Consider the following 15,874-nt stretch of genomic DNA (forward strand, 5'->3'; position numbering starts at 1 on the left):
TTCATCATCGGCACCGGCAGCAGGTTGGCGAAGGCGCCGCCGACGTAGCGGAACAGCGGCAGCGCGGCCTCTTCCGCGGACGCCTTGGCGACGGCGAGCGAGACGCCGAGGATGGCGTTGGCGCCGAGCCGGCCCTTGTTGGGGGTGCCGTCCAGCTCGATCATGGCGAGGTCGAGGGCACGCTGGTTGGAGCCGTCGAGGCCGGCGATGGCGTCGAAGATCTCGCCGTTGACCGACTCCACGGCCTTCAGCACGCCCTTGCCGCCGTAGCGGGACTTGTCGCCGTCGCGCAGCTCCACCGCCTCGTGCGCGCCGGTCGAGGCGCCCGACGGAACGGCGGCGCGGCCGAAGGCGCCGGATTCGAGCAGGACGTCCACCTCGACGGTCGGGTTCCCACGGCTGTCGAGGATCTCGCGGGCGTGGATTTCGGTGATGGCGCTCATGTTTGTCCTTCCTCCGCGTTGCGCGCGTCCACTGGATGATCTTTCCAGGCGGATGATCTTTCCAGGCGAAAAAGAAGCGCGCGGGCTTGATAGCCCTGCGTGCGGGGGGATGCAAGGCCGCTGGGGCGCAAAGGCTCGCGGAAGGACACCCGGATGGCGGAGCACCCCTATCCGGTTGTGCAGCGCACCTGCATCCAAAGTCGCATAGACCACCTTGTCCGGTACCCGTAGCGTTCTAACGTTCGCTAGCGGGGCCGCCCGCGGCGGGCGGCAACAGCCCCTGGGAATCACCCCAAGGCCAATCCAAGCGCGGAGGACCCAACCATGAAGACCTGGCGCAAGCCCCAGATCGTCGAAATCGCCGTCGGCACCGAAATCAACGCCTACGCCTGCGCCCGTCTCTGAGCGCCGGCCGGTTCCCGTGCGTGACGACCGCCGCCTGATTCGGGCCGCCTTGATTAGGAAAGGCACCCCATGCTGACGATCCTCGTCCTTGGCTCCGCCGCGGGCGGCGGTTTTCCCCAGTGGAACTGCAACTGCGCGGGCTGTCGCCGCGCCCGCTCCGGCGACCCGGCGGCCCGCCCGCGCACCCAGTCATCGCTCGCCGTCAGCGGTGGCGACGGGCGCTGGCTGCTGCTGAACGCCTCGCCGGACATCGGCCAGCAGATCCTTGCCAACCCGGCGCTGCACCCGCGGACCGCCGTGCGGCACAGCCCCATCGCCGCGGCGGTGCTGACCAACGCCGACATCGACCATGTGGCGGGCCTGCTGACGCTGCGCGAATCCCAGCCGCTGGCCGTCTACGCCACCGACCGGGTGCACCGCGTGCTGGAGGCGAACGCCGTCTTCCGCGTGGTCAACCCGGAGCTTGCGCCGCGCCGCGCCATGGCGCTGGACCGGCCCTGGGTTCCCGCCGACGCCGCCGGAACCCCCTTCCCCTTCGAGATCGAAGCCTTCGCCGTGCCCGGCAAGGTCGCGCTCTATCTGGAGGACCCGTCCGCCGCCGGCTTCGGCTCGGTGGCGGAGGACACGGTGGCTCTGCGCATCCGCGACCGCAACGGCGACGGGGAATTCTTCTACATCCCCGGCTGCTCGGCGATGCCGGGCTGGCTGGCCGACCGGCTGCGCGGGGCGCCGCTGGTGCTGTTCGACGGCACCACCTGGACCGACGACGAGATGATCCGCGCCGGCACCGGCAGCAAGACCGGCCAGCGCATGGGCCACATGGCGATGTCCGGCCCGGACGGCTCCATCGCCGCCTTCGCGGGGCTGGGCGTGCAGCGCAAGGTCTTCGTCCACATCAACAACACCAACCCGGCCCTGCTGGACGACTCGCCCGAACGGGCCGCCGCCACAGCCGAAGGTTGGGAGATCGCCCACGACGGGATGGAGTTCACGCTATGACGTCAGCGCTGTCGCGCGAGGACCTGGAACGCGAGCTGCGCGCCATCGGCGAGCGCCAGTACCACGACCTCCACCCCTTCCACAAACTGCTGCACGGCGGGAAGCTGAAGCGCGGGCAGGTCCAGGCCTGGGCGCTGAACCGCTTCTACTATCAGGTCTGCATCCCGAAGAAGGATCTGGCCCTGATGGCGCGGATGGACGATCCGGCGCTGCGCCGCATCTGGATCCAGCGCGTGCTCGACCATGACGGCTTCGGCGAGAGCCGCCAGCGCGAGGAGGGCAAGGTCGGCGGGATCGAGCGCTGGCTGCGTCTGACCGACGGGCTGGGGCTGGACCGCGACTACGTCACCTCGCTGAGGGGCATCCTGCCGGCGACCCGCTACGCCGTCGATTCCTACGTCAATTTCGTGTCGAGCAAATCAACGCTGGAGGCCGTCGCCTCGTCCCTGACCGAGCTGTTCGCCCCGGCCATCCACCGCGAGCGCATCGCCGGGTTCGAGGCCTATTACGCCTTCGCCAACGACGCCACCCTGTCCTACTTCCGCAAGCGGCTGGACGAGGCGCCGCGCGACGTCGAGTTCGGGCTCGAATACGTGCTCGACAACGCCCGTACGCTGGAGCAGCAGCAGCAGGTGATCGCCGCGCTGCGCCACAAGGCGGAGCTTCTCTGGGCGCAGCTGGACGCGCTGCACCACGCCTATGTGTCGCCCGGCCTGATCCCGCCCGGCGCCTTCGTGCCGGACGACATGGAACCGCCGGTCTACGCGCGATGACAGACGGCGTGAGCGAGGAGGACCGGGTTCGGCTGGCTCCGGGCGTCATGCTCCGCCAGGACCGGGTGCGCGGCCACTGGCAGCTTCTGGGGCCGGAGCGCGTGCTGATCCTGGACGAGGTGGCGCTGGAGGTGGTGCGGGCCGTCACTGCACAGTCTCCGGGGACCCAACCTCCGGTGACGGTGGGCGCGGCCATCGCGACGCTGGCCGCACAATTCGACGCACCGCGGGAGGAGATCGCCGCGGATGTGTTGGAAGTGTTGGGCGACATGATCACGAAGGGGTTCCTGACCCGATGACCTTCTGTGGCGCCACGACCGGACTCGAACCGCCGCTGGCCCTGCTGGCGGAACTGACGCACCGCTGCCCGCTGCGCTGCGCCTACTGCTCCAACCCGCTGGCCCTCGACCCGGCCAGCCGCGAGCTGGACACCGCCGCCTGGTGCCGCGTGCTCGACGAGGCGGCGGAACTCGGCATCATCCAAGTGCATTTCTCCGGCGGCGAGCCGACGGCGCGCAAGGACCTGGAGGCGCTGATCGCCCACGCCACCGCGGCCGGGCTCTACGCCAACCTCATCACCTCGGCGGTGCTGCTCGACCGGGCGCGGCTGGAGCGGCTGCGCGACGCCGGGCTCCAACATGTGCAGATCGGCTTCCAGGACACAGTGCCGGCCAAGGCCGAACTGATCAGCGGCTTCCCCGGCGGCCAACCGAAGAAGCTGGAGGTGGCGCGCGCGGTCACCGACGCCGGCATGGCGCTGACCGTCAACGCCATCGTGCAGCGCCACAACATCGACCGGGTGGACGACTTCTTCGACATGGCGCTGGAGCTGAAGGCCGGCCGGATCGAGATCGCCAACGTCCAGTATTACGGCTGGGCGCTGAAGAACCGCGCCGCCCTGATGCCGACCCGCGAGCAACTGGTCCGAATGGACGAGCGGGTGCGCGCCCGCCTGCCGGAGTTGAAGGGCCGGCTGGTCGTCGATTACGTGGTGCCCGACTATTACGCCAAGCGCCCCAAGGCCTGCATGGGGGGCTGGGGCCGCAAATTCCTGAACGTAACGCCCAGCGGCTCGGTTCTGCCCTGCCACGCCGCCGAGACGATCCCCGGCATGACGTTCGACCGGGTGACAGAGCGCCCCCTGGCCGACATCTGGGCCAACTCCGCCGCCTTCCAGCGCTACCGCGGCACCGAGTGGATGCCGCAACCCTGCCGGAGCTGCGACCAGAAGGAGATCGACTGGGGCGGTTGCCGCTGTCAGGCGCTGGCGCTGACCGGAAGCGCCGACAACACCGACCCGGTGTGCGACCTGTCCGAGCATCACGGCCGGCTGGCGGACATCACAGGGACGGACGGCGGCACGGCCGAGGCGCCGATCACCTACCGGAGCTTCAGCCTGTAAAACCATCCCTGTAAAGCCATCGTAGCCCTCTCCCCGCTTTCGGCGGACCAAAGGTCCGCCTGTCGCGTCAGCGCAAACTTCGTTTGCGCGTGAGCGGAGGGGAGAGGGAATTTAGGCTCACTTCTTCGGAGCGGTCGTCGCCGACGCGCTGGTCTTTGAGCCGCCGACCGCGGCGATGCGGCCCTTGATGTCGTCGTAGACGTTCTGCGGGACGATCTTCTTGCTGACCAGCTCGTCCTTGGAACGGTAGGGGCGGTTCTTCACGATCGCCTCGGACCGCGCCTCGCCGATTCCCGGCAAGGTCTGAAGCTCGTCCTTGCCGGCGGTGTTGAGGTCGATGACCTTGGCCTTCGCCGTCGACGATGACGACCCGCTGCCCATCGGCGGCGCGGTGGTGGTGCCGCTGTGGCCCGGCGGCATGGCCGGCTTGGCCTGCGGCATGGGCGTGGTCGAAGGCGTTGCGGACGGCGCGGTCGATTGCGCGAGGGCGGGACCGGCGATCATCGCGCCGACGCTGGCGAAAGCGGCGATGGCGCACAGGCGGATCGGCTTCATGGCGTTGCTCCATGGCTTTATCCGCGGGCGCTCCACCGTAAGCGCGGCGCCCGTGGTGCCTGGGCAACGCCAGGACCGGCAAGCCGTTCCCAAACCTGTCCTTTCGTCAGGCCTTCGCCAGACGGTCGAAGGCCTGGAGGCGCGCCAGCAGGGCCGGCATGTCCTTCAGCGGGACCATGTTCGGGCCGTCGCTGGGCGCACAGTCCGGATTTTCATGGGTCTCCATGAAGACGGCGGCGACGCCCACGGCGATGGCGGCGCGGGCCAGCACCGGAACGAACTCGCGCTGGCCGCCGGAGGTGGTGCCTTGCCCGCCCGGCTGCTGCACGGAGTGGGTGGCGTCGAAAACCACCGGGAAGCCGGTCTCCGCCATGATCGGCAGGGACCGCATGTCCGACACCAGCGTGTTGTAGCCGAAGCTGGCGCCGCGCTCGCACAGCAGCACCTTCTCGTTGCCCGACGCCACCAGCTTCGCCGCGACGTTCTTCATGTCCCAGGGGGCGAGGAACTGGCCCTTCTTCACGTTGACCGCCCGGCCCGTCTTCGCCGCGGCGATCAACAGGTCGGTCTGGCGGCAGAGGAAGGCGGGGATCTGGAGGACGTCCATCACCTCGGCCACCGCGGCGCACTGGTCGGCCTCGTGCACGTCGGTGATCACCGGGCAGCCGAACCGCTCCTTGATCTCCGCGAAGATCGGCAGCGCCTTGTCCATGCCGAGGCCGCGCGCCGTGCTGATGGAGGTGCGGTTGGCCTTGTCGAAGGACGATTTGTAGATCAGCCCGATGCCCAGCGCGCCGGTCATCTCCACCAGCGCCGCCGCCGTCTCCAGCGCGTGGTCGCGGCTTTCCATCTGACACGGGCCGGCGATCAGGGTGAAGGGCCGGTCGTTGGCGATGGTCAGGTTGCCGATCTGGACGGTCTTGGCGGTGGTCATCCCATGCTCTCCAAAAAGCAATGCGAGGGGACGCATGCTGAGGCCCCCTCGCGCTGCTCCTTCCTTCCCAGATATCGGCAACCCCGGTCAACCGGAATGGAGTCAACCCAGATGCTGCTTGAAGAAGGCTGCCGTACGTCCGTTGGCCAGCTCCGTCGCCTGCGCATCGAAATGGGCGCCGCCCGCGCGGGCGAAGGCGTGGTCCACACCCGGATAGACGTGGGCGGTGACGTTCGGGTTGTCCTTCACCGCGGCCAGCACCTTGTCCCGCGCCTCCGCCGGGACGAACTGGTCCTTCTCAGCGATGTGCATCAGCAGCGGCTTGGCGATGCTCGCCGCCTCGCCGGTCAGACCGTCCAGACCGACGCCGTAATAGCTGACGTTTGCATCGGAATCGGAACGCGCCGCCATCATGAAGGCGAGCCGGCCGCCCAGGCAGTAGCCCACCGACCCGGCCTTGCCGGTGCAGTCCGTATTCCGGCGCAGCCACGCCAGCGTGGCCTTCAGGTCGTCCACCGCCTTGTCCTGGTCCATGCCGTTCATCAGGGCGAAGGCGCGGTTCCACTCCTCCTGGGTCTTGTCGGTGATCTGCACGCCCGGCTCCTGCCGCCAGAACAGGTCCGGGCAGACGGCCAGCCAGCCCTGGGCGGCGAAGCCGTCGCACAGGTCGCGCATGACCTTGTTGACCCCGAAGATTTCCTGGATGACGACGAGTCCGGGGGCCGGCCCGCCGCCCGCCGGCTTGGCCACATAGGCGGAAAAGCTGCCGCCGTCGCCGGCGGGGATGCTGATGTCGGTCATGGTTGTGTCCCTTCCCTTGGTTTTTTACCGTTGGTTCTCTGGGGGCCTCTCGGTTTTCCTCGGCCCGTAACGCAAAAGCGGCGGCCGTTGGCTCGGCCGCCGCTTCCACTATACCCACCGGAAACCCGGAACCGGAACACGCGGGGGAGGAATGCCCTCCCCCGTATGGTCACATCACACCAGCCGGCTCTGCTCGATCGCCGCCTTGATGAAGGAGGTGAAGAGCGGGTGCGGGTCGAAGGGCTTGGACTTCAGCTCCGGATGGAACTGCACGCCGATGAACCAGGGATGGTCCGGGATCTCGACGATCTCGGGCAGCTCGCCGTCCGGCGACAGGCCGGAGAACAGCAGGCCGACCTTCTCCAGCCGGTCCTTGTAATAGACGTTCACCTCGTAGCGGTGACGGTGCCGCTCGGTGATGTCGGTGGTGCCGTAGACCTCCGCGACCTTGCTGCCGGGGACCAGCTTCGCCGGGTAGGTGCCGAGACGCATGGTGCCGCCGAGATCGGTGCCTTCCGTGCGCTTCTCCAGGCTGTTGCCACGCATCCACTCGGTCATCAGGCCGACCACCGGGTTGCCGGGCTTGCCCAGCTCGGTCGAGCCGGCGTCGACGATCCCGGCCATGTTGCGGGCCGATTCGATCACCGCCATCTGCATGCCGAAGCAGATGCCGAAATAGGGCACCTTGCGCTCGCGGGCGAACTGGGCGGCGCGGATCTTACCTTCCGTGCCGCGCGAGCCGAAGCCGCCCGGCACCAGGATGCCGTGGACGTTCTCCAGCCGCTGCACGGCGCTGTCGTCCTCGAAGATCTCCGAGTCGATCCAGTCGAGCTTGACCTTCACGTTGTTGGCGATGCCGCCGTGGGTCAGCGCCTCGGCCAGCGACTTGTAGCTGTCGAGCAGGCTGGTGTACTTGCCGACGACGGCGATGGTCACCTCACCCTGCGGCTTGCGCACGCGCTCGACGATGCTGGTCCAGCGCGACAGGTCCGGCTTGCCCTCGGTCGGCAGGCCGAAATAGGCCAGCACCTGGGTGTCGAAGCCTTCCTCGTGGTAGCTGACCGGCACCTGATAGATCGAATCGACATCCAGGGCGGCGATCACGCGCTCCGGCCGGATGTTGCAGAACAGCGCGATCTTCTTGCGCTCGTTCTCCGGGATCGGACGGTCGGCGCGGCAGAGCAGGATGTTGGCCTGGATGCCCATTCCCAGCAACTCCTTCACGGAATGCTGGGTCGGCTTGGTCTTCAGCTCGCCCGCCGTCGGGATGTAGGGCAGCAGGGTCAGGTGGATGAACAGGGCGTTCTCCGGACCGACCTCGTTGCCGAACTGGCGGATGGCTTCCAGGAAGGGGGTCGACTCGATGTCGCCCACCGTGCCGCCGATCTCGCAGAGGATGAAGTCCTCGTCGGTCGTGTCGGCGCCGATGAAGTCCTTGATCTGGTCCGTGACGTGCGGAATCACCTGCACGGTCGCGCCCAGATAATCGCCGCGGCGCTCCTTGGCGATCACGTTCGAATAGATGCGGCCCGTGGTGATGTTGTCGCCACGGCGCGCGGCCACGCCGGTGAAGCGCTCGTAATGGCCGAGGTCGAGGTCGGTCTCAGCGCCGTCGTCGGTCACATAGACCTCGCCGTGCTGGTACGGGCTCATCGTGCCGGGGTCCACGTTCAGGTACGGGTCCAGCTTGCGCAGCCGCACCTTGTAGCCGCGCGCCTGGAGAAGCGCCCCAAGCGCCGCCGACGCCAGACCTTTGCCCAGCGAGGAAACGACGCCACCGGTGATGAAGATGTAGCGAGTCATGTCCGTCCGAAGACCTTCAGAGCCTGATCCGTTCCCCGAATTCGGACCGTCCCCCGGGCGCTGCCCAGATCGACGATCCTCAAAAGAAAGAGGCGGCTTCGGGGGAGGCCGCCTCACGTCGGACCCGGCCGGCTGGGCCGGCATCGTGTCGATGATCGAGGTCGGCGCCCGGTGCGCACCCGCCAGGACCGCCAGGACCAGGCTGGTCGCCATGAAGCAGCCCGCCAGGATGCCGGTGGTCCGCGTCAGCAGATTGGCGGTGCCGCGGGTGGACATCATGCCCCCCATATTGCCGCCGCCGATGCCGAGACCGCCGCCTTCCGAACGCTGGATCAGGATGACCCCGACGAGCGCCAGGGCGATCAGCAGGTGAATGACCAGAAGCACCGATTCCATGCAACCCGTTCCCTTGATCCCTTCCCGGAGCGATCCGCAGGGACCGCCCAAACCAACAGCGCGCCACGGACCTTGGCAAGGGCCCGTGGCGCGCGCCCACTGTTTTTAACGCGGTCCTGCGCGATATGCTAGCGGCAACTGGTGGCGATGGCCCAGAAATCGTCCGCCTTCAGCGCGGCGCCGCCGACCAGCGCGCCGTCCACATTCTCCACCGCCATCAGTTCCGCGGCGTTGCCCGGCTTGACAGAGCCGCCGTAGAGGACGCGCACCGCGTCGGGATCGGCGGTCTTGCCGGCCAGCTCCGCCCGGATGTGGGCGTGCATCGCCTTGACGTCGTCGGGGGTCGCGGTCTTGCCGGTGCCGATGGCCCAGACCGGCTCGTAGGCGATGACGGTGTTCGCTGCGGTGGCGCCCTCCGGGATCGAACCCTTGAGCTGGCTGGCGACGACGCTGTTCGCCTGCCCGGCGTCGCGCTGGGCCTCCGTCTCGCCGACGCAGATGATGGCGATCAGGCCCGCCTTGTGGGCCGCCGCCGCCTTGGCGGCGACCTGCGCGTCGGATTCGGCGTGGTCGGCGCGGCGCTCCGAATGGCCGAGGATGACGTAGCGGCAGCCGGCGTCGGTCAGCATGGCCGGGCTGACGTCGCCGGTGTGCGCGCCGGAGGTCTTGGCGTGGCAGTCCTGCGCGCCCAGCGCCAGTGGGCTGCCGGAAATGGCGTCGCCCACCGGGAACAGCAGCGGGAAGGGCGGGCACACCAGCATGTCGAAGGCAACCGTCCCGGCCCCCGTCAGGCGCCCGGCGAGGTCCGAGGCGAGGTCGAGCCCGTCGGCCTTCAGCCCGTTCATTTTCCAGTTCCCGGCAATCAGTTTGCGGCGTGCGGCCATGGCGTTTACGTCCTCCGGCTCTCGTTTGTTGGTGCGGGTGTTCGTTTTCAAAGTGCGCCCCCTGTCTAGCAAGGAGTGCGTGGCATTTCCACCCGTCCAACGGGTTCTTTCCGATGGGGAATCGCGGGGGAAATGGGGTGTTGCCGGGCTTTCGCGGGGTGCCTATGATGCCGCCCCGGCCGCAGGGCCGTCCTTTGCGCACTCACCTCGGGTCCCATGCTTCAGTTCATCCGCACTTACGCCGGTTCGTGGGTCGTCAAGATCCTGTTCGTGCTCCTCATCGTCAGCTTCGCGGCCTGGGGCATCGGCGACATGATCCGCACAGGCGGGATTTCCAGCACCGTCGCCTCCGTCGGCAAGGTGGAGATCGACCGGGCGGAGCTGGATCAGGAGTTCCGTCGCCAGATGGAACGGCTGCGCCCGATGGTGGGCGGCAACCTGACGACGGAGCAGGCGCGCCAGTTCGGCCTGCTCGACCAGTCGCTGTCGGCGCTGGTGCAGCGCGCGCTCTACGATCAGGCGGCGCGCGATGCCGGGATCTCGGTCGGCCCGGACGTGGTGCGCCAGCGCATCGCCGAGGAGCCGGCCTTCCGCAACGCGCAGAACCAGTTCGACCCGGCCCAGTTCCGCAGCGTTCTGCGCAACAACCAGCTGACCGAGGACGGCTACGTCGCCCTGCTGCGCCGCGAGACCGCGCGCGAGCTGGTGGCCGGTGCGGTCGGCGCAGGGGTGACCCCGCCGAAGCCGCTGGTCCAGGACCTCTACCGCTTCCGCGGAGAGCGCCGCGTGGCCGAGGTGGTCACCCTGCCCAACGCCGCCATCGGCGACGTCGGCGTGCCCGACGAGGCTGAGCTGACCCGTTATTACGAGGATCATCAGGTCCGCTTCACCGCGCCGGAATACCGCGCGCTGAGCATCGCCCAGCTCTCCGCCGACGAGATCGCCAAGGACATCCAGATCCCCGACAACGAGCTGCGCGCCGCTTATGACGAGCGCGCCGACGAACTCGGCACGCCGGAGCGGCGCACCGTGGGGATGGTCCTGGCCGACGACGAGGCGAAGGCGAAGCAGATCGCCGAGGCCGCCAAGACCAAGGGACTGACCGTCGCCGCCAAGGACGCCGGGACCGACGTCATCACGCTCGACAACGTCACCCGCAACGAGCTGCCGGAGATCGGCGACGCCGCCTTCGCGCTGGCCCAGGGTGCGGTCAGCGACGCGGTGCGCAGCGGGTTGGGCTGGCACGTCCTGACGGTCACCGCCATCCAGCCGGGCGCCACCAAGAGCTTCGAGGAGGCCCGCGACCAGCTCCTGGCCGAGTTGCGCAAGGAGAAGGCGATGGATTCGCTCTACTCCATCGCCAACCGGGTCGAGGACCAGCTCGCCAGCGGCGCCCCGCTGGAGGAGGTCGCCCAGGCCCAGTCGCTGCCCATCGCCAAGATCGCCGCGGTGGACAGCAGCGGCAAGGCGCCGGACGGCAAGGACGCAGCCCCCGGCCGCCCGAACTTCGCCGCCATGGTGCAGACCGCCTTCCAGCTCGCTTCCGGCGCCACCTCGAACCTGACCGAAGCCCCCAACAACGTCTTCTACGCCGTGCGTGTCGACGGCGTGACGCCGGCCGCGGCCAAGCCGCTGGCCGAGGTGCGCGATCAGGCCGTGGCCGGCTGGCAGGACGACAAGCGCGCCAAGCTGGCCGCCGAGAAGGCCCAGGACATCGCCGCCAAGCTGAAGCAGGGCTCGGAGGCCGCAGCGCAGGACGTCGCCAGCCAGTCCGGCGCCAGCTTCGCCATGACCACGCCCTTCACCCGCGACGCCCGTTCGGTCGAGGGGCTGCCGGGCGAACTGGTGCGCAAGCTGTTCGAGGTGAAGTCCGGCGAGACGGTGACCGGCGCCACCGCCGACAGCCAGGTCGTCGCCCGCCTGAAGGAGATCATCCCGGCGGACCCGGCGGCGGCCGACACCACGCTGGCGACCGTGGAGAGCACCGTCGCCCAGGGGCTGGAAAGCGACATCATGGCCCAATTCGGCAACGCGCTGCGCAACAGCTACCCGGTCGAGGTTCACCGCAACCGCATCGACCAGTTCTTCGCCAGCGGCAACTAACCACACTCAATCGCCCCACTCAGCCGAGGCCCGTCCCGTGAAGGTTCAGCCGGAATCCGCCGCCTTCCACACCGCTTATGAGGCCGGCAAGCCGCAGGTGGTGTGGACCACGCTGGTCAGCGATCTGGAGACCCCGGTCTCCGCCTACATGAAGCTGGCCGACGGGCGCCCCTTCGGCTTCCTCTTCGAATCGGCGGAGCGCGGGGCGGGATCGCGGCGCGACCGCTACTCGGTGATCGGCTTCAAACCCGATCTGGTGTGGCGTTGCCGCCGCGACCGGGCGGAGGTCAACCGCAACGCCCTGCACGACCGCAACGCCTACGAGCCCATCGACACCGCCCCGCTGGAGTCGCTGCGCGCCCTCATCAACGAGAGCCGCATCGACCTGCCGGACGCGGTGCCGCCGATGGCCGCGGGCCTGTTCGGCTACCTGACCTACGACATGGTCCGGCTGATGGAGCGGCTGCCGGACGACAATCCCGACGAGCTGGGCATCCCTGACGCCATCCTGTCGCGGCCGAGCATCGTCGCCATCTTCGACAGCCACACCGATTCGGTGACGCTGGTCACTCCGGTGTGGCCGAAGCCGGGCGTCGATGGCACCGCCGCCTACGGCGACGCCCGCGAGCGTCTGATGGACGCGGTGGCCGACCTGGAGCGCCCCCTGCCCTACCGGCGGGAGCCGCGGACCAAGGACGGGCTGCCGCTCGCCTGGACCTCCAACACGACGCGCGAGGAGTATCACGCGATCGTGGAGCGGGCGAAGGAGTACATCCGGGCTGGCGACATCTTCCAGGTCGTGCCGTCCCAGCGCATCCGCTTCCCCTTCAAGCCGTCGCCGCTGGCGCTGTACCGCACGCTGCGCCGTCTGAACCCGTCGCCCTTCCTGTTCCACTGCGACTTCGGCGAGCTGTCGGTCGTCGGCTCCAGCCCGGAGATCCTGGTGCGCGTGCGCGACGGCAAGGTGACCGTCCGCCCCATCGCCGGCACCCGCAAGCGCGGCGCCACGGCGGCGGAGGACCAGGCGCTGGCCGAGGACCTGCTGAGCGACCCCAAGGAGTTGGCCGAGCATCTGATGCTGCTCGACCTCGGCCGCAACGACGTGGGCCGCGTGGCGCGCACCGGTACCGTCAAGGTGACGCAGAAGATGATCGTGGAGCTGTACAGCCACGTCATGCACATCGTCTCCAACGTCGAGGGCGACCTCGACCCGAAGCACGACGCGCTGGACGCCCTGATCGCCGGCTTCCCGGCCGGCACCGTGTCGGGCGCACCGAAGGTCCGCGCCATGCAGATCATCGACGAGCTGGAGAAGGCCCGCCGCGGCGTCTACGCCGGCTGCGTGGGTTATTTCGGCGCGTCGGGCGCCATGGACACCTGCATCGCGCTGCGCACCGCCGTTCTGAAGGACGGCATGATGTATGTGCAGGCCGGCGGCGGCGTGGTCGCCGACAGCGATCCGGAGGCCGAGTATCAGGAGACCGTCAACAAGTCGATGGCCCTGATCCGCGCCGCGGAGGAAACCGTCCGCGAGACCTCCGCCCGGTAAGGACCGAATGCCCCTCGATGCGCTGCTGCTGCCATTGATCATCAAGATCGTGGCGGCGGCCCTGGTCGTCGTCGCCGCCTCGCTGGCGGCGGAGAAGGCCGGCCCCTTCTACGGCGGCATGATCACCGCCCTGCCCGTCTCGACCGGACCGGCCTTCGTGATGCTCGCGATGGAGCATGGCGACGGCTTCGTCGCCGACGCCGCCCTGTCGGGAATGGTCGGGAACGCGACGATCGTCCTCTATCTGGCGCTTCTGGTGCGGATCGCCCCGCTCTGGAGCATGCCGGCGACGGTCATCGCCAGTTCCGTCTTCTGGATCGCCATGGCGTCCACTCTGCGCTCCGCCGTCGTGTGGACGCTGCCGCTGGCGCTGCTGCTGACGCTGGCCTGCTACGGGATCGCCGCCTGGGTGGTCTCCGCCCCGATTCCGGCGGACAAGGTGGTCCGGAGGGCGCGATCGCGCTGGTACGACATCCCGGCCCGCGCCGGTCTCGTCGGCCTTCTGGTTGCGACGGTGACCACGCTCAGCCACAGCATCGGCCCGGCGGCCACCGGAATCGCCGCCGTGTTCCCCATCGCCCTGACCAGCCTGACGGTGATCCTGCACGGCCGCATGGGCGGCGGCGTGGTCGCCGCGGCGATGCGCAGCGCGCTGCTGACCAACCCCGGCCTCGCCTTGGCGCTGACCACCGCCCATCTGCTGGCCGAACCCGCCGGGCGCACCGTGGCGCTGAGCGTCGCCCTGGTGGTGTCGCTGTCCTGGGCCGGCGTCCTTCTGGTCTGGCGCCTGCGCCGTCCACAGACGGCCTGATCGCGGAAATCGAGTCCGGTTCCCTCCACGGACTTCCTCACCGCTGCCAAGGCGGGTCCGTCTCGGCGACCGCGCCGCCCCTTGTGATGGCGCGCACCATCCCCCCAGCACCTTTGATCCGCGGAACTTGGTCGCCGATGACGCTCAAGCCATCGGCGGATGGCATTTCACGACGATCCGCGCCGGGCCGTCCTGGAAGCAGAGTTCGAGTCGACAAAGGACCAGTCCGATGCCCAACATCGCCTTCAATTTCGCGCAACCCGGCGAAAGCAATGCTTGCGGCGCCTATGCACTGACGGCCGCGCTGATCGCCCTTCCGTCCGTGGCAAGCGTCAATTATCCCATTACGCTGTGCCATAGCACGCCCAGAACGAGAATGCTGACGCCCCCGGTCACCATCAATGGAAACGAGGTCGGTCATGCTCTTGCGGGCAAGATCTACAAGATCACAGGCGATCTCGACATCGCCGGCTCTTTGGGGTCGATGAGCGTCGCCTACGAGGACGGCCCCAATCTGCAGAATTCGCCGTCCGCTCTTGCCTACGTCGCCAAGCAGTTCGGGCTGACCGTCACCGTCAACATCATCAAGGATGCCAACACAAGGGCATCCACCTGCCAGACGATGGCCAGTCTTCTTCTCCAGGATTTCGATGACGAGGTGCGCCGCTGCATGCTGAGCGCCACGGTCAACGGCGAAGGGGGCAACGGCGTACTCAACGGTGTGGACTACGCCGCTCCGAATTCCGATGAAGTGCACCTGCTCTGCGTGATTCAGGGCAAAAGCATGCATTGGCTGACGCGTGGAACGAACGGCTTCTACGATCCCGGCGACGCGACCATCAATGCCTGGACCATCGCCTCCGATGGAACGATGACCGGCGGGGGCTACACCTTCACCGGGATCTGGATCGTCCTGAAATAGGTTCTTTGACCGGCCCGGCTGAATGCGCCTGACGCCTCCTCAGGCTTGGCCGCCGAAATCGAAACCGGCGCCCTCCACGGCCCTCCTTACCGTCTCCGGGGCGACTCCCCCCTCCACGGCCACGGTGCCGGCGTCGAGGTCCACCGTCACGGCGGCCCCCGGCGCCAGCTTGCCGATGGCGTTGGTGACGGAGCGGGCGCAGCCGCCGCAGGTCATGCCGCCGACCTTGTAGGTGTCAGCCATGGAACTCTCCTCAAGCGGGACCGGCGGTCACCCGCCGGTGTGGTGGGCGCGCACGACGGCGCTGACCGGAACCAGGACGAAGCCGCGTTTCTGCACCTCCGGCATCCAGGAGGCCAGTGCGTCGATTGTCGCATCGTGCGGGTGGCCGATGGCGATGGCGTAGCCCTGCCGGCGCGCCACCTGCTCCGTCTTGGCGAGCTGGCTGCGCACCGCCGGCACGGTCATCTCGTTGTCCAGGAAGATGTCGCGCCCGGCGAAAGGCATCTGAAGTTCCCGCGCGAGGGTCAGGCCGGCGCTCTTCGCGGTAGTCCGGCTGTCCAGCCACAACAGGCCGCGCCGCGAGATCTCCCCCAGCACGGGCGCCATGGCCGCGGAATCGGCGGTAAAACGGCTGCCCATGTGGTTGTTCACCCCGACATAGCCATCGAAGCTGTCCAGCGCCGCCTTGGTCCGGCGCAGGATCTCCCCCTTGTCGAGCGACACGCGCAGCGCCTGCGGTCCCGGATCGGCGGAGCCGCTGGGCTCCATGGGGAGATGCAGCATCAGCTCGTGCCCGGCGGCGCGGGCGGCGCGGGCCTGGGCCGGCAGCTCGTGGGCGTAAGGCAGCCACGCCAGCGTCAGCGGCGCCGGCAGCGACACCGTGCGGTTCGAACGCTTGCGGTCCACACCCATGTCGTCGATGACGATGGCGATGGCCGGCTTGCCCGGCGGGGCGCGGAAGGGCAGCGCGTTCTTCTTCCACAGCGGCGAGCCGGGGGCCACCTTGGGCGGTTCCAGCGGGGCGACGGGAGGAGGCAGCATCGCCACCACCTGTCTCTTATACACATCTGACGCTGCCGACGATTATACGC

General features: G+C 68.6%; 16 protein-coding genes and 1 pseudogene. 9 read left to right on the top strand and 8 right to left on the bottom strand.

What is annotated here, in order from left to right:
• Positions 1 to 443: pseudogene (eno, locus tag Q4I23_RS21700) on the bottom strand (phosphopyruvate hydratase); the annotation flags it as partial.
• 324 nt (positions 444 to 767) lie between these two features.
• Between eno and pqqA the strand changes: the two are divergent.
• The 5 genes from pqqA to pqqE all read left to right on the top strand — a co-directional run bounded on the left by pqqA (position 768) and on the right by pqqE (position 4,022).
• Positions 768 to 848 carry a pyrroloquinoline quinone precursor peptide PqqA gene (gene pqqA, locus Q4I23_RS21705; RefSeq protein ID WP_014240199.1) on the top strand — a complete coding sequence of 27 codons (81 nt, stop codon included), beginning with the start codon at positions 768 to 770 and terminating at the stop codon, positions 846 to 848.
• Between the two features lie 69 nt (positions 849 to 917).
• Entirely contained in the window at positions 918 to 1,847 is a 930-nt protein-coding gene (gene pqqB, locus Q4I23_RS21710; protein WP_498527577.1) for a pyrroloquinoline quinone biosynthesis protein PqqB, read from the top strand.
• Entirely contained in the window at positions 1,844 to 2,620 is a 777-nt protein-coding gene (gene pqqC, locus Q4I23_RS21715; RefSeq protein ID WP_454018772.1) for a pyrroloquinoline-quinone synthase PqqC, read from the top strand. The genes pqqB and pqqC overlap by 4 nt, the downstream gene beginning before the upstream one ends.
• A gap of 8 nt (positions 2,621 to 2,628) precedes the next feature.
• Entirely contained in the window at positions 2,629 to 2,919 is a 291-nt protein-coding gene (locus tag Q4I23_RS21720) for a PqqD family peptide modification chaperone (protein WP_498527578.1), read from the top strand.
• On the top strand, positions 2,916 to 4,022 hold the full coding sequence (pqqE, locus tag Q4I23_RS21725) for a pyrroloquinoline quinone biosynthesis protein PqqE (RefSeq protein ID WP_498527579.1): 1,107 nt from the start codon (positions 2,916 to 2,918) through the stop codon (positions 4,020 to 4,022). The genes Q4I23_RS21720 and pqqE overlap by 4 nt, the downstream gene beginning before the upstream one ends.
• A 117-nt stretch (positions 4,023 to 4,139) precedes the next feature.
• Here the strand turns inward: pqqE and Q4I23_RS21730 are convergent, their stop codons facing one another.
• The 5 genes from Q4I23_RS21730 to tpiA all read right to left on the bottom strand — a co-directional run bounded on the left by Q4I23_RS21730 (position 4,140) and on the right by tpiA (position 9,395).
• Complete coding sequence (locus Q4I23_RS21730; RefSeq protein WP_498527580.1) at positions 4,140 to 4,577, bottom strand: ComEA family DNA-binding protein; 438 nt, start codon at positions 4,575 to 4,577, stop codon at positions 4,140 to 4,142.
• A gap of 106 nt (positions 4,578 to 4,683) precedes the next feature.
• Positions 4,684 to 5,511 (bottom strand): 3-deoxy-8-phosphooctulonate synthase, encoded by an 828-nt coding sequence (kdsA, locus tag Q4I23_RS21735; protein WP_498527581.1) that lies wholly within the window; start codon positions 5,509 to 5,511, stop codon positions 4,684 to 4,686.
• Positions 5,512 to 5,613: 102 nt separating this feature from the next.
• Entirely contained in the window at positions 5,614 to 6,312 is a 699-nt protein-coding gene (locus Q4I23_RS21740; RefSeq protein WP_498527582.1) for a dienelactone hydrolase family protein, read from the bottom strand.
• A 174-nt stretch (positions 6,313 to 6,486) separates the two neighbouring features.
• Positions 6,487 to 8,511, bottom strand: coding sequence for a CTP synthase (gene pyrG, locus Q4I23_RS21745; protein ID WP_498527583.1), 2,025 nt, complete (start codon positions 8,509 to 8,511; stop codon positions 6,487 to 6,489).
• Positions 8,512 to 8,639: 128 nt separating this feature from the next.
• On the bottom strand, positions 8,640 to 9,395 hold the full coding sequence (gene tpiA, locus Q4I23_RS21750) for a triose-phosphate isomerase (RefSeq protein ID WP_109138483.1): 756 nt from the start codon (positions 9,393 to 9,395) through the stop codon (positions 8,640 to 8,642).
• Positions 9,396 to 9,611: 216 nt separating this feature from the next.
• On the opposite strand from tpiA, the gene Q4I23_RS21755 reads away from it, so the two are divergent.
• The 4 genes from Q4I23_RS21755 (at position 9,612) to Q4I23_RS21770 (ending at position 14,780) form a co-directional block, all read left to right on the top strand.
• Positions 9,612 to 11,498: a SurA N-terminal domain-containing protein gene (locus Q4I23_RS21755; protein ID WP_498527584.1), complete on the top strand. Its 1,887-nt coding sequence runs from the start codon at positions 9,612 to 9,614 to the stop codon at positions 11,496 to 11,498.
• A gap of 37 nt (positions 11,499 to 11,535) precedes the next feature.
• Positions 11,536 to 13,047, top strand: coding sequence for an anthranilate synthase component I (gene trpE, locus Q4I23_RS21760; RefSeq protein ID WP_498527585.1), 1,512 nt, complete (start codon positions 11,536 to 11,538; stop codon positions 13,045 to 13,047).
• A gap of 7 nt (positions 13,048 to 13,054) precedes the next feature.
• Positions 13,055 to 13,858 (top strand): hypothetical protein, encoded by an 804-nt coding sequence (locus Q4I23_RS21765; protein ID WP_498527586.1) that lies wholly within the window; start codon positions 13,055 to 13,057, stop codon positions 13,856 to 13,858.
• 229 nt (positions 13,859 to 14,087) lie between these two features.
• A complete protein-coding gene (locus tag Q4I23_RS21770) occupies positions 14,088 to 14,780 on the top strand; it encodes a T3SS effector IpaJ family cysteine protease (RefSeq protein ID WP_498527587.1) in 693 nt (230 codons plus the stop codon).
• A gap of 39 nt (positions 14,781 to 14,819) precedes the next feature.
• Here Q4I23_RS21770 and Q4I23_RS21775 read toward each other — a convergent pair whose 3' ends face one another.
• The gene (locus tag Q4I23_RS21775; protein ID WP_498527588.1) at positions 14,820 to 15,023 is read right to left on the bottom strand and encodes a heavy-metal-associated domain-containing protein; all 204 of its coding nucleotides are present in this window, start codon (positions 15,021 to 15,023) and stop codon (positions 14,820 to 14,822) included.
• Between the two features lie 27 nt (positions 15,024 to 15,050).
• The gene (locus Q4I23_RS21780; RefSeq protein ID WP_498527589.1) at positions 15,051 to 15,848 is read right to left on the bottom strand and encodes a divergent polysaccharide deacetylase family protein; all 798 of its coding nucleotides are present in this window, start codon (positions 15,846 to 15,848) and stop codon (positions 15,051 to 15,053) included.
• Positions 15,849 to 15,874: the final 26 nt, after the last annotated feature.

Source organism: Azospirillum sp. UFLA03-27 (assembly GCF_059803775.1).